This window comes from Anabaena sp. EIM26, from assembly GCF_057568715.1.
The window spans coordinates 1,522,730-1,536,519 of sequence record NZ_CM172472.1 but is presented as its reverse complement, the minus strand read 5'-3'; the positions used below and the strand labels follow the sequence as shown (position 1 = coordinate 1,536,519).

The 13,790-nt window shown below is 37.8% G+C and carries 14 protein-coding genes and 2 pseudogenes; 8 read left to right on the top strand and 8 right to left on the bottom strand.

The features are described 5' to 3' along the window. The first annotated feature begins 337 nt into the window (after positions 1–337). Together AC012T_RS06525 and AC012T_RS06520 are read left to right on the top strand one after the other, a co-directional pair. Positions 338–739: a GxxExxY protein gene (locus AC012T_RS06525; RefSeq protein WP_487064140.1), complete on the top strand. Its 402-nt coding sequence runs from the start codon at positions 338–340 to the stop codon at positions 737–739. Between the two features lie 563 nt (positions 740–1,302). After that, the gene (locus AC012T_RS06520) at positions 1,303–2,043 is read left to right on the top strand and encodes a PEP-CTERM sorting domain-containing protein (RefSeq protein WP_487064138.1); all 741 of its coding nucleotides are present in this window, start codon (positions 1,303–1,305) and stop codon (positions 2,041–2,043) included. A gap of 355 nt (positions 2,044–2,398) precedes the next feature. Here AC012T_RS06520 and AC012T_RS06515 read toward each other — a convergent pair whose 3' ends face one another. The 3 genes and pseudogenes from AC012T_RS06515 to AC012T_RS06505 form a co-directional block, all read right to left on the bottom strand. Continuing rightward, positions 2,399–4,066: an IS1634 family transposase gene (locus AC012T_RS06515; RefSeq protein WP_487059307.1), complete on the bottom strand. Its 1,668-nt coding sequence runs from the start codon at positions 4,064–4,066 to the stop codon at positions 2,399–2,401. A gap of 45 nt (positions 4,067–4,111) precedes the next feature. Continuing rightward, positions 4,112–5,371, bottom strand: a complete 1,260-nt coding sequence (locus AC012T_RS06510) for an ISAs1 family transposase (protein ID WP_487059489.1) — start codon at positions 5,369–5,371, stop codon at positions 4,112–4,114. Positions 5,372–5,525: 154 nt separating this feature from the next. Continuing rightward, positions 5,526–5,810 (bottom strand): annotated as a pseudogene (locus AC012T_RS06505) (Uma2 family endonuclease); the annotation flags it as partial. 400 nt (positions 5,811–6,210) lie between these two features. On the opposite strand from AC012T_RS06505, the gene AC012T_RS06500 reads away from it, so the two are divergent. The 6 genes and pseudogenes from AC012T_RS06500 to AC012T_RS06475 all read left to right on the top strand — a co-directional run. Then, positions 6,211–10,197 carry a magnesium chelatase subunit H gene (locus AC012T_RS06500; RefSeq protein ID WP_487064136.1) on the top strand — a complete coding sequence of 1,329 codons (3,987 nt, stop codon included), beginning with the start codon at positions 6,211–6,213 and terminating at the stop codon, positions 10,195–10,197. A gap of 216 nt (positions 10,198–10,413) precedes the next feature. After that, a complete protein-coding gene (locus tag AC012T_RS06495; RefSeq protein WP_487064134.1) occupies positions 10,414–10,833 on the top strand; it encodes a XisH family protein in 420 nt (139 codons plus the stop codon). Then, the gene (locus AC012T_RS06490) at positions 10,821–11,156 is read left to right on the top strand and encodes an element excision factor XisI family protein (protein WP_487064132.1); all 336 of its coding nucleotides are present in this window, start codon (positions 10,821–10,823) and stop codon (positions 11,154–11,156) included. The genes AC012T_RS06495 and AC012T_RS06490 overlap by 13 nt, the downstream gene beginning before the upstream one ends. Before the next feature lie 21 nt (positions 11,157–11,177). Next, positions 11,178–11,489 (top strand): HigA family addiction module antitoxin, encoded by a 312-nt coding sequence (locus AC012T_RS06485; RefSeq protein ID WP_487064130.1) that lies wholly within the window; start codon positions 11,178–11,180, stop codon positions 11,487–11,489. A 7-nt stretch (positions 11,490–11,496) separates the two neighbouring features. Further along, a complete protein-coding gene (locus tag AC012T_RS06480) occupies positions 11,497–11,736 on the top strand; it encodes a hypothetical protein (protein WP_487064128.1) in 240 nt (79 codons plus the stop codon). Positions 11,737–11,920: 184 nt separating this feature from the next. Continuing rightward, a pseudogene (locus AC012T_RS06475) lies at positions 11,921–12,265 on the top strand (Uma2 family endonuclease); the annotation flags it as partial. Position 12,266: 1 nt separating this feature from the next. On the opposite strand, the gene AC012T_RS06470 reads toward AC012T_RS06475, so the two are convergent. The 5 genes from AC012T_RS06470 to AC012T_RS06450 all read right to left on the bottom strand — a co-directional run bounded on the left by AC012T_RS06470 (position 12,267) and on the right by AC012T_RS06450 (position 13,727). Continuing rightward, the gene (locus AC012T_RS06470; RefSeq protein ID WP_487064126.1) at positions 12,267–12,461 is read right to left on the bottom strand and encodes a hypothetical protein; all 195 of its coding nucleotides are present in this window, start codon (positions 12,459–12,461) and stop codon (positions 12,267–12,269) included. 5 nt (positions 12,462–12,466) lie between these two features. Beyond that, entirely contained in the window at positions 12,467–12,703 is a 237-nt protein-coding gene (locus AC012T_RS06465; protein ID WP_487064124.1) for a ribbon-helix-helix domain-containing protein, read from the bottom strand. A gap of 173 nt (positions 12,704–12,876) precedes the next feature. Then, on the bottom strand, positions 12,877–13,194 hold the full coding sequence (locus AC012T_RS06460) for a type II toxin-antitoxin system RelE/ParE family toxin (RefSeq protein WP_487064122.1): 318 nt from the start codon (positions 13,192–13,194) through the stop codon (positions 12,877–12,879). Positions 13,195–13,196: 2 nt separating this feature from the next. Next, positions 13,197–13,448: a type II toxin-antitoxin system ParD family antitoxin gene (locus AC012T_RS06455; protein ID WP_487064120.1), complete on the bottom strand. Its 252-nt coding sequence runs from the start codon at positions 13,446–13,448 to the stop codon at positions 13,197–13,199. A gap of 156 nt (positions 13,449–13,604) precedes the next feature. Further along, positions 13,605–13,727, bottom strand: a complete 123-nt coding sequence (locus AC012T_RS06450; protein ID WP_487064118.1) for a hypothetical protein — start codon at positions 13,725–13,727, stop codon at positions 13,605–13,607. Positions 13,728–13,790 lie beyond the last annotated feature (63 nt).

Sequence of the window (13,790 nt, the reverse complement as noted above, 5' to 3'; positions counted from 1 at the left end):
ATTCTAACTTTTCTAATGTATTCATAATTAATTATACCTTTTGTGAGGAGGATATTTTTTTGTCAGAATCAGGATATCCAGGATTAGAGGATTTTCAGGATGTAATTGTTTGATTGTCTATGAAGAATACAGCTTTTGGGATGATAAATAAATTATTTGTAGATGATCTGCTGATATTTATTGACTGTTGGTGTAACGGTATTTTACTATATTTAAATAGTCACAGACAATTCATCAATAGCAATCCTGTTAATCCTCAAATCCTGGATATCCTGATTCTGACAATCACAATTTAATCATCCCACCAATCATCTAAAAACCACAATCCTGTAATTTCATGCAAACACCTAATACCCAAAATCTAAAATTAGACGAAATTACATATATAATCAATGGCTGTGCAATGAAAATACACAGAAATTTGGGAAATGGTTTTCAGGAGGTTATTTATCAAAGATGTATGGAAATTGAACTTAAAAAATCAGGTTTAAGTTTTGGAAGAGAGGTAGAACAAATAATTTATTATGAGGGAATTGAAGTCGGAACACGAAGGGCAGATTTTATAGTTGAGAATCAGGTTGTGGTGGAGTTAAAAGCGATAATTAATTTAGAAAATGTTCATTTAGCACAAGCGAAAAATTATTTGTTAGCTTATAATTTTCCTGTGGGATTATTGATTAATTTTGGTGCGTTGAAGTTAGAATATAAGAAGGTTTTTAATCCTAGATATCAGGGATAAATTCTCTGAATCAGGATATCCAGGATTAGAAGATTTTCAGGATGTGGTTGTTTTATTTTCTATGGGGATTTCAGGATTTTTTTGTCTGAATCAGGATATCCAGGATTAGAAGATTTTCAGGATGTGGTTGTTTTATTTTCTATAAAATATAGAGATTTTGGGATGATAGATAAGTTATCAATTAAATTATCCGCTGTTAGTTTTTCACTATTACTGTAATTGGATTTTATAATCTTCAAATCTTCACAGACAATTCATCAATAATAATCCTGTACATCCTCAAATCCTGGGTATCCTGATTCAGACAATTAAAATTTAAACATCCCACCAATAACCTACAAATTACCAACGAACCATACAAACTGTAGGTTGGGTAGAACGCAGTGAAACTCAACAAATTGATCATCATATTACCAAACTTACTTTTCGGTAAAAATCTTTCTCACATACAAAAAGGTATGTTAGAGTGAATCTACTGAGAAATGAATCATATAGCACTGGCAAAATTAGTGATTCTTCTCATATTCTCATCAAGATGAATACTTTGTAAAGAAATTAGTTTTATGTCAATCTCCACAATACTAAAACAGTTTTCTATTGCCATTACCGCTACCACAGCGCTAGGAGCTTTGAGCCTTCCGGCACAGGCAGCGAACATCAAAGTCAACATGACCGTGGATAACTCCTACGCGCTATTCTACGGCACACAAACAGCGGCAACAAACTTCGTCGGTAGCGATTACGATTGGACAACCACGGAAACCTACAACTTCAATCTGCCGTCCAACCAGTACCTTTATATCGTTACTGCCTCCGATCTCGCGGTTGCACAAGGATTTCTCGGTCAGTTCGAGAATCTTGACACCGGATACAAATTCTACAGTAACGATCCGCAATGGCAAGTGATGGCTACTGGATTGGGTAGCAACGCTCCGTATTCGGGAAGCGTGGCTGATTTGAGTTTGCTGACGAACGAGATCCTTGATGCCAACGGTGGGGGCAATCCCTCCAATGGATGGACTACACTGACCGCAGGTCCTGCCAATGGATCAACACCTTGGGGGATTCGTCCCAACATCGACGCGGCAGCCAAGTGGGTTTGGTACAGCAGCAACGGTGATCCTGATCCAACCACACCGGGATTCAACCATCAGGAATGGTTAGTATTCCGTATTCCAGTAGCCGCGACACCGACTTCAGTCCCTGAACCTGCTTCAATAGTTGGTTTATTAGGAATTGGAGCTTTTGCTATTGGTTCTGTCCTGAAGCGTAAAAAGCAACAAGAATCTACATTCAAAGCATAGACTAATAATGATCTCTACTCATTACTAACCTAATTTTGTGGCTGCTTTATCTTCTATCCCACATTCCGCAGATGTGACTTAGATTATTGATATTTTTGAAAAATTCCAGCCAGGAAAATTTTATCTGCCTAATTTTTCTGGTTGAGTTTAACTTTGTTTGCCAAAAAATAGAGCATATTAAGTAACTTCATTTTATGAGGTTTTAAAATATCTTCTCTCTCTATATTAAATTAGTAATTTCGGGTAAAATAAACATGACAATTACAGCCAAGAATATTTACATCTTCGCTAAAAATTTATATTTACTAATTTTACCCTTGAACTATCTGCATCTTTTTCGGTCAAATAAACCACATCAAGTAATTAGATAATATTTACTACAACTCTTTCCTAAGTATCTAACAATCTTTTCACGTTCCTCTGTTAAATTGCTCATTTGTTTCTGTCCATTTATAATTACCAAATGTACAGCCTGAAACATCTGAAATACCCACCTCATTGTCGGTTTATTTGTGATTTTATTAACTTGATTTCTAATCCCATCATCGAATTTAGCTAATTCTTGTCTTAACTTTCTTTGTGCGAGGTTATAGACCAACAAACACAATCCCATTATCATTGCTATTGCTTCTACTCTTTCCGGGGTTTTGACAAATACACTTGATGTAAAAAACAACGGGTCTTTTAAAAATCTAAATCCTCTCTCGTTGGATTGTTGGGCTTTATATTCCTCTAATACCTGCTCATCACTCAATTCATTGTTATCTAAGATATTCGTTGCTAATATAAATCTACCTGCCTTAATTTTTTCAGCTTCTATTACTTCTTCTCTTATTTCTATTTGACCTTTAACTTGATATTTTATTTGACTTGGTTCGGTCAATTTACTTGGTCTACCTGCTGTTTTATATTCTGGTTTCTCTATGTACTCAATTTCTTTTATTTGGTGATATTTCCAGGATTTTGATAACTTTTCTATTGCTATTTTAGCATCTGGCTGACAAGCAAACTCTTGCCTGGATAGTTTACTAAGTAAGGCTTTTGCTTTTGATTCCTGTTTTTTTACTTGTTTTTCTACTTGTTGGATACTTGATTTTTTTCTTATTTCACTTTCGACGATTACCCATCTTTGTTTTATCCCTCCATATTCTGATTCTTTAGCTGCTATTTTATACCCTGATATTTGACTATCTTTCCATTCCAATTCTTTTATGCCTACGATTTTATTTTTTGCTTCTTTGATACTTAATGGTACTCTTGTTATCCATTTTATTTCTCTCATTGCTGCTAAGTTTTCTGCTGTATATAAGGCACTATATGCTACACATATTCCCTCAAATGTCCATTGTTTTTTAAATTCTTTTAATCTTTCTACAAATACACTTTTATCATCTACATTTCCTGAATCTACTTTTAAATATAAGGGGATGTCTCCATCTCCTGTTACTATCATGTCTATGATAAATTGTTTGAGGTCTGGTCTTTTATCTCTTGAGTATCCATGCACTATTTCTATTGCTTTCATCTCTGCTTCTATCTCTAATTTATTTTCTCCTGTTTCTTGCTTTGTTTCGTCTATTTCTTCGATTTCTTTTTTGTACTCTCCTTCTACACTCATTGATGTTCCATCTAAATGAATACTCTTGCTTTCTACTTGGAATTTATGGGCTGATTTTATGGCTACTGCTGTAAATATTTTTGTTGTTCCTATTTGATGATATTTGTCTAGTTCTCTTCCTAGTTTATCGTCATTTAAATGCTCTGGCAATACTCCTTCTCCTATTAAATGTTCTGTTGCTTTTCCTACAAAAAATTCCCCAAATAGATATAATGGGGCGCTTAAAAAGCCTAATCCATTTAAGATCATTGCTTTTACTACTTGTCCTGGTGTGAGAATTTCTTTTGTTTTTATTCCCACCATTTTATTCACTTCTTCTACCAATTCCATCTCGTCTATTATTCCCGCTACTATTCCTAAATGGTCTATATCTAGGATTTTCATGACCTCTTTTGACTCTTTCATTGTTTTTTCCCTTCTCTATTTGACGCCAGGGTAAGAGCATCTCAATTAGGCTTGACATAAGGGATGTGAGGAATCTAATGTAGAGTCAAGAAAACAACAACTGAGAACTTGAATCATGTAATTGTTGTCCATACCAGTGCGTTTCATTTTTTGGCGGAGACTACGTTTGTAAGTTTGTTCGCGATTGAGAGCATTGAGAGCAATGCGCCGTAAAAGAGCAAAATTACGGGGACTATGGAAAGAGCGAATACGGCAGGAATCCTCAGCAAAAGTGCAATCAAGAGTCCAATGAGCTTGGTTTTCAATCCCCCAGTGTTTACGGATAGCCCGACCTAAAAGTTGAGCATCACTGGGTAAAGAAGAGAGATAAAATTGAACTTCACGAGTAGTTTTATTCCAAAGACGACGCTCCCGAACAACCATGACTACAGTTTGAAGTCCAGCCCAGATTTTGGGTTGGTAAAGTTCACCAACAGCCGAAATAGGAACAGACCAAACTTGACGGATTTCCGTGCGGTGATGTCCTTTCTCAATGCGGTGATCGTAACTGACATCAATGCCTTGAAAATCCTGTGTAGATGATGTTTCAAACCATTGTTTTACCTGATTATAGAGAGTTGGATGATTTGCCTTGAGTGCTAAAACATAATCTGCTTTTTTATCAATAATCTTTTTGGCAATCTCAGTTTGAGTCCCCATTGCATCAATAGTGATAATAGCTCCTGTCATATCCAATAATTCTAATAATGCCGGAATTGCTGTAATCTCATTGGATTTATCTTCCACTTTCATCTGTGCCAAGACCAAATTCTGTTCACTTGCCCAGGCACTAACAACGTGCAGTGCTGATTTCCCTTGATTTCGGTTGTAAGAACCCCTAATGGTCTTCCCATCTATGGGAATTATCTCTCCTCCCATGTTTGTGACTAGGCTTTCTATCCATCTGCTGAAACAACGATTTAATTCTTCAGGGTTAATGAACTCAAATACCCTTCGGAATGTGTCATCTGAGGGGATGCCATTTGGTAGTTCTAAAAACTCTTCCAACCACTCCTGCTTGCTGATGCCGTAGTTCTCTATGTCTTCCCATCCTTGCGCTCCTCCTATCACTGCCAGAATTGCAATCACCAGGATATCTGTAAGTTGATGTTTCTTTGTTCGCTCTACTCTTGGGTCTTTGATGTCTCCAAAATTCTCGACTAAACTCTTTTGAATTGCTTCTATGGATGCCACCTGTACTGGCTTTGACTGACGGCAATTTCTCTTCTTGGAATCACTTGATTTAGTTTCAAATCCTGCCGACATAAAGTTTCTTTCCCGGTGTTTTCAGAGCGATTGCATTGCTTTCATCCCATGTCTTTTGCTCTGCTGTCAAGTGTATTTTTTATCCCTTTGCTTATGCTTATCTTAGTCATTTTGTCAAGTTCATACTATACCAAATTAGATGAGCTTACCCTGACTTTATCCAAGAAGCATCAGGAGAACGATCTGCACCATTTGGTAACTTAAAACAAGTAGAAGAATCAAAAGCAATGCCAGTACCATCAGCATCAGTCCAATTCATTAATTGTTGAGTGATTCTTCCATTACGATTTCCTGTTTCTCCTCCCGTTGGTGGCATAATTATTAATTCTCCATTGGCATTTCTTTCAAATCTCAATTCCCGGTTGTTTTGACATAGCTGAAAAAACTGCTCATCAGTCATTTCTATTACTGATTTTAAATTGACAGTTAAAGCATTCATGGTCATATCCTTTTTTTGTCGAGTTCTCTAACAGAGAAAATCTAAAAATGTACATAAAACTCTAGCACAACCTCTTTTCTCTGTTTTCTCAGTGCCTCTGTGGTTAGTTTAAGTACAAATTCATACTATTTTTATTTACACTAATTAACTATATAGTTAAACAACATAATATCAATGTAAACAGAATTTACAAAAACCTGAGGGAATCTTAGTTATTTGTTAAGATTCATTAAAAATAATCACGTTTTCTATATCATTTTGTGTCAGATATAGGACAAAATCCCCACAGAATGGGAGTTTTCTGATAAAAAACTCTTATTGCCGAAAATAATTGAAGTTACAAGCGGTGACATTAGCCGTGATGAATTTCGGAGAACACGCTTGAAAGGAGCTTATTTGAATGTTTACCCAAGTCAAGTCCACTATTAGACATATTGCACCTGACGATTTACGGGGACGTAACTTAATCAAGGTGGTTTATGTTGTACTTGAGTCCCAATACCAGAGTTCATTATCAGAAGCGGTACGGGCAATTAATGCTAATCATCCCAGTGTAGCGATTGAAATTAGTGGTTACTTGATTGAAGAACTCCGCAACTCTGAAAACTATGAGGAGTTGAAACGCGATATAGCTAGTGCTAATATATTCATTGCTTCTCTGATTTTTATTGAAGACTTAGCACAGAAGGTAGTTGCGGCTGTTGAACCGTATCGTGATCACTTAGATGTTTCCGTTGTCTTCCCCTCCATGCCAGAGGTAATGCGCCTTAACAAAATGGGTAGCTTCTCCTTAGCGCAGTTAGGACAATCTAAGAGCGTCATTGCCAACTTCATGAAGAAGCGTAAAGAGAAATCTGGCGCTGGTTTTCAAGATGGAATGTTGAAGCTGTTGCGGACACTACCCCAAGTGCTGAAATTCCTACCTATGGAAAAAGCACAAGACGCGCGTAACTTCATGCTGAGTTTTCAGTATTGGCTAGGTGGTTCAGCAGAAAACCTGGAAAACTTCTTGCTGATGCTGGCTGATAAATACGTATTAAAAGGTGAAGACAGACAAAACTTCGTTGCTGCTGACTATCAAGCACCCGTTGTTTATCCCGATATGGGGATTTGGCATCCCTTAGCGCCGAGTATGTTCGAGGATGTGCGAGAATATCTGAACTGGTATTCTGCCCGCAAAGACATCTCCAAAAACCTCAAAGATCCTCTCGCACCATGTGTAGGTTTGGTATTGCAACGAACTCACCTAGTTACTGGTGATGATGCCCATTATGTGGCAATTGTTCAGGAATTGGAATCACTAGGGGCAAGAGTTCTGCCTGTATTTGCTGGTGGTTTGGATTTCTCTAAACCAATAGAAGCTTATTTCTATGAACCTACAACAAACTTACAATTAGTAGATGCGGTGGTATCTTTAACTGGTTTTGCTTTAGTGGGTGGCCCCGCTAGACAAGATCATCCGAAAGCTATTGAAGCATTGAAACGGTTAAATCGTCCTTACATGGTGGCGTTGCCTTTGGTCTTCCAAACCACGGAAGAATGGCTAGATAGCGATTTGGGGTTACATCCCATTCAAGTGGCTTTGCAGATTGCTATACCTGAACTTGATGGGGCAATTGAGCCGATTATCTTATCAGGTAAAGATGGGACAACCGGGAAAGCGATCGCTTTACAAGATCGAGTTGAAATCGTAGCGCAACGGGCGTTAAAATGGGCAAATCTCCGCAGCAAACCCAAATTAACCAAAAAAGTTGCTATTACCGTTTTCAGTTTCCCACCTGATAAAGGTAACGTGGGAACAGCCGCATACTTAGACGTATTCGGTTCTATCCATGAAGTCATGAAAGGACTGAGAAACAACGGTTACGACGTGCAGGATATTCCCGAAACAGCGCAAGAATTGCTAGAACAAGTCATCCACGACGCACAAGCACAATACAACAGTCCCGAACTCAACATTGCTTACAAAATGTCTGTGCCAGAATATGAAGCACTGACACCATACTCCCAACGCTTAGAAGAAAACTGGGGACCACCTCCCGGAAACTTAAACAGCGACGGACAAAATCTGTTAATCTACGGAAAGCAGTTTGGTAATGTCTTCATTGGAGTCCAACCAACATTTGGTTATGAAGGCGACCCCATGCGGTTGTTATTCTCCCGTTCTGCTAGTCCTCACCACGGTTTTGCAGCTTATTACACCTACTTAGAAAAAATTTGGGGTGCTGATGCTGTGTTACACTTTGGCACACATGGCTCATTGGAATTCATGCCTGGTAAGCAAATGGGAATGTCTGGTGATTGTTACCCAGATCAACTAATTGGCTCAATTCCTAACCTGTATTATTACGCAGCTAATAACCCCAGTGAAGCTACAATTGCTAAACGTCGCAGTTATGCAGAAACAATTTCTTACCTGACACCACCTGCGGAAAATGCTGGTTTATACAAAGGTTTGAAGGAACTCAGCGAGTTAATTGCTTCTTACCAAACTTTGAAAGACACTGGACGCGGTGTTTCCATTGTCAATTCCATCATGGATAAATGCCGCATTGTCAACTTAGACAAAGATATTGAGTTACCAGAAACCGATTCTAAGGATATGACCCCGGAAGAACGGGATAATATTGTTGGTAGCGTTTATCGCCGGTTGATGGAGATTGAATCGCGGTTGTTACCTTGTGGGCTGCACGTAATTGGTAAACCTCCTACTGCCGAAGAAGCGATCGCAACTCTCGTCAATATTGCTAGTTTAGATCGTGAAGAAGATAATATCATCGGTCTACCCAGCATTATCGCTAATAGTCTGGGACGCAACATTGAAGATATCTACAGAAGTAACGATGCCGGCATTTTAGCTGATGTGCAGTTATTACAAGATATCACCCTCGCTACCCGCGCCGCTGTCACAGCTTTAGTCCAAGAACAAATTGACGCAGAAGGTAGAGTTTCCCTCGTTTCCAAGTTGAATTTCTTCAACATGGGCAAAAAAGAGCCTTGGGTAGAATCTCTGCATCAATCAGGTTACACCAAAGTTGACACCTCTGCGTTAAAACCCCTGTTTGAATATTTGGAATTCTGCTTAAAACAAGTTTGTGCAGATAACGAACTCGGTGGACTTCTCCAAGGTTTAGCCGGTGAATACATCCTCCCTGGCCCCGGTGGTGATCCAATCCGTAATCCTGACGTATTACCCACAGGTAAAAATATACACGCCTTAGACCCCCAATCTATCCCCACTTCTGCCGCAGTCCAATCTGCGAAAATCGTCGTTGATAGGTTGTTGGAACGGAACAAGTCAGAAAATGAAGGAAACTGGCCAGAAACCATTGCCTGTGTTCTCTGGGGTACAGATAACATCAAAACCTACGGTGAATCCCTAGCCCAAATTATGTGGATGGTGGGAGTTCGTCCGGTTCCCGATGCTTTGGGACGGGTGAACAAGTTGGAATTAATACCTTTAGAAGAATTGGGAAGACCCAGAATTGACGTTGTAATTAACTGTTCTGGTGTATTCCGCGACTTGTTCATTAACCAAATGAACCTGCTTGACCAAGGTGTGAAAATGGCCGCTGAAGCTGATGAACCTTTGGAAATGAACTTTGTCCGCAAGCACGCTTTAAAACAAGCGGAAGAAATGGGCATAAATCTGCGTCAAGCTGCAACTCGCGTTTTCTCTAATGCTTCTGGTTCTTATTCTTCTAATATTAACCTAGCGGTGGAGAATAGCACTTGGGATAGTGAAGCTGAATTGCAAGAAATGTATTTGAAGCGCAAATCTTTCTCTTTCAATTCCGATAATCCTGGGGTTATGGATGAGTCGCGGGAGATTTTTGAAACTACTTTGAAAACTGCTGATGCAACTTTCCAAAATCTCGATTCTTCGGAAATCAGTTTAACAGATGTTTCCCACTATTTTGACTCAGATCCAACTAAGTTAGTTGCAAGTCTGCGTGCAGATGGTAAGAAACCTGCATCTTACATTGCAGATACAACTACTGCGAATGCACAGGTAAGAAGTTTATCGGAAACTGTGCGTTTGGATGCGCGGACTAAGTTATTAAATCCCAAATGGTATGAGGGGATGTTGTCTCACGGTTATGAAGGTGTGCGGGAACTTTCCAAGCGGTTGGTTAATACCACTGGTTGGAGTGCAACTGCGGGTGCTGTGGATAACTGGGTTTATGAGGACACGAACGAAACTTTCATCAAAGACGAGGAAATGCAAAAGCGTTTGATGAATCTCAATCCTCATTCTTTCCGCAAGATTGTTTCTACTTTGTTGGAAGTCAATGGTCGCGGTTATTGGGAGACGAGTGAGGAGAATTTAGACAAGTTAAGAGAGTTGTATCAGGAGGTTGAGAATCGGATTGAAGGTATAGAATAGGGTTAAATGGGCAGGTTTTATACCTGCCTATTTTTGATATTTTGATTTTTTTTGCACGCAGAGGCGTAGAGGCGCGGAGAAAGAGAGAGATTGGTTTATGATTTGAGTAAAGTGATAATTTTTGTAATTGTGGGATATGGCTATGAATGCTTTAACTGTGAGTTTAAAATCGGTGCTAGTGTAATTATAGAATAAACAATATAATGATAGATATGTATGTCTGCTAAAGATGTTTTTCATGAAGTTGTCAAAATAGCCTTACAAAAAGATGGTTGGCAAGTTACTAATGACCCACTTACAATTAGTGTAGGAGGAGTTAATCTTTCCATTGATTTAGCAGCAGAAAAGTTGATAGCCGCAGAACGGGAAGGACAAAAGATTGCAGTCGAAGTCAAAAGTTTTTTAGAAAGATCGTCTGCTATTTCAGAATTCCATACAGCATTAGGACAGTTTATTAATTATCGAGGTGCATTGAGAAGGTTACAACCGGAGCGTGTTTTATATTTAGCAGTTCCTTTAACAACTTACAAAACATTTTTTCAACTTGATTTTCCCAAAGATATGATATCAGAGAATAAGTTAAAAATGCTAGTTTACGATGTAGAGCAAGAGGTAATTTTTAAATGGATACATTAACTAGATATCGTGAGCTTATACAAGAAATATTACAGGAATATAGTAAGCAAAAACCAGCTTACGGCAATATAGAAGTTGAGACAATTTTTGATACAGAACGTGACCATTATCAAATAGTTCATGTCGGTTGGGAAGGTCAAGATTGGGTACATAGTTGTATCATTCATATTGATATTAAAGGTAGTAAAATTTGGCTGCAATGGAATGGGACGGAGGATGATATTGCTGCTAATTTAGTAGCTGCGGGAGTTCCCAAGGAGGATATTGTTTTAGGGTTTCAGTCTCCTTTTATGAGACAATTTACAGAATATGCTGTTAGTTAGCATATCAAAGGAGTATTAATTATGAATAATTTGCAAGATATTAGTCAAGATAGATTAGTAAGGCCAATAAATCCTGGTGAAGTCATAGCAGATATTTTAGATAATTTAGAGATTAATTATAACGATTTTGCAGAAATTTTAGGAATATCCAATCAAACGATTCAGGAAATTATTAATGGTGAAAAATCAATTACTGTAGATATTGCAATTCGTCTTGGTAAGGCTTTAGGTAATGGATATAGACTTTGGTTAAATCTTCAGCAAAAGGTTGATGTTTGGGATGCTTTGCAAAGTCATCAGGAAGAATATAGTAAAGTTATGACATTGGTTTAGAAGAAATATGGATTTTATTACTCTCTATCTACCTCCATCAATTCAATTAACTGATGATCAATTTTTTGAATTATGCCAAATCAATGAATTAATTAGATTTGAAAGAAATCCTGATCATAGTTTGATATTAAAACCTTTATTGGGTGGTATATCTAGCAATATTAATGCTGGTTTAACTGCTCAATTAGCAAATTGGAACGATGACAAATCACAAGGTTTAGTGGCTCTTCCGTACATAGTATGCTAAATCTAGTTCATGAAAACCATAAAACTCTTTCTATATAACAAATACAGGTCTTATTTATTAACATTTTAGAGATTTTTCGTAGATTTTAGGTTTTTGCCTTATTTTTCAACGAAATTTGGATGTTTAATTAATAGTTTGGCATAACAAGTACGGAAGAGCCGGTTTAGTTTTTGGTTCTGATGTTGGTTTTATTTTACCAAATGGTGCTATTCGTTCTCCTGGTGCTTCTTGGATAAAGTTAGAAACATGGGATGCTTTAACTGAGGAAGAAAAACAAAGGTTTCCTCCCATTTGTCCTGATTTTTTAATTGAGTTACTTTCTCCTAGTGATAGTTTGAAGACTAAACAGGACAAAATGAAGGAATATATAGATAATGGTGTGCGTTTAGGTTTATTAATTAATCGTAAATCTCGTCAAGTGGAAATTTATAGACAAGGTAAGGAAGTTGAGGTTTTGGATTCTCCTGTGACGGTTTCAGGGGAAGATCTTTTGAAGGATTTTGTTTTGAATTTGGGGATGATTTGGTAGTTTATGATATGAATAATTCAGAATCACAATTTTTATTGTTCATTATATTGGGAGTTATCGCCAATTGAGCAAAAGCATACTCAACAAACTCCAAAAACTTCTCCCCTGATTCCCGATTACCATTCACCAAAATATAATTTGCTTGTTGTCTGATATCTTGAGTAGCACGGTTGCGAACAATTACCTGAAAAGCCATACTCACTACTGCGCCGCACCAAAGATTGATCCGCGCAAATCCCGCCAATATTCAGGAGTTACAGGTTCTGCTTCTGAGTCCAAACCTTCTTGCAACAAACTAGCTAATTTTGCGTGAGCATCCTTACGCCGTTGATCTTGCTGCAACAACATCAAAAAATAGTCCGCTACAGTAGCATAATTGCCAGATTGAAGCTGAACCTCAAGATAAGACTCAAGTTCTTTTGGGATCGGAAAACTCACATTCATAAGTTTCTAATATGAATAAAATCTTATTAGTATCTTATCATTTTTTATTCTGGTGATGAATTTAAGCGATAGCGAAGCGCTGCTGCTTTCAGCAGATCGCTGTTTGGGGTTTGGAGGGAGTGCGATAGCGAAGCGCTCCGTAGGAATCGCGTAGTTGATGAATATAACTATTCTTCTTCTAATATCTGTGAAATATCCCGTGCAGCATGAATTAACCTAACAATTTCAATATATTCATCCCCTTGCAAATAAAAAATTAGATGCTTTTCAAATCCTTTAACCACCCACTTCCGTAAACCCACTAAACGCGGATTTCCAATATCATATATACTACCAATACCAGGTAGTTTTGCTATTTGTGAAAAAGTCTGTCTAGTAGCATCAAAAAAACTCAATGCTGCATCAAAATTACTCTGTGCAATATAAGCAAACTGTTCATCTAGATCAACACTAGCCTTTGGTCTAATTACAATTCGTCTAGTCATTGCTATGATTTAGCAATTTTTGTCAGAAGTTGGGTGCGTTTTTGTTCCCACCATTCATCCGTAATTTCAATTGCCTCACCGCTATCTAATCCTTCCAATAGTAATTTTTCTATTCGTGATTGTTGAACTTTTTCTAAGTCTTGACGAATCAAGTGCCGAATGTATTCACTGGTTGTACTGTAGCCACATTTTTCAACCTGTTCATTAATAAAATCCCGCATAGAATCGGGAAGAGAAATATTTACTGTAGTCATAACTAACAAGTGTTGATTTTTCTGATAATTTAATTATGGCAAATATTGTCAATTTTTGTCAAGTATTTTATAGACACAGTAAACGTTAGCACAAAGGTATCGCTGTTTTGAGGATTTGGAGAAGTGCGATAGCGAAGCGCTCCGTAGGAATCGCTGTTATGGTGATGTTGGAGGTGCGATCGCTGTTTTGGGATGTGCGTTACTATCCCCATGAAATTCAGCAATTTCAAAATCTGCTTCCGTTGACTGCTGATTTCCAGAAAACATACCAAACTTCATTATTTTATTTTTGCGGTGATTTTTTTCAGACTTTAAAAAAGTCACAATAACTAGACTTTCTGA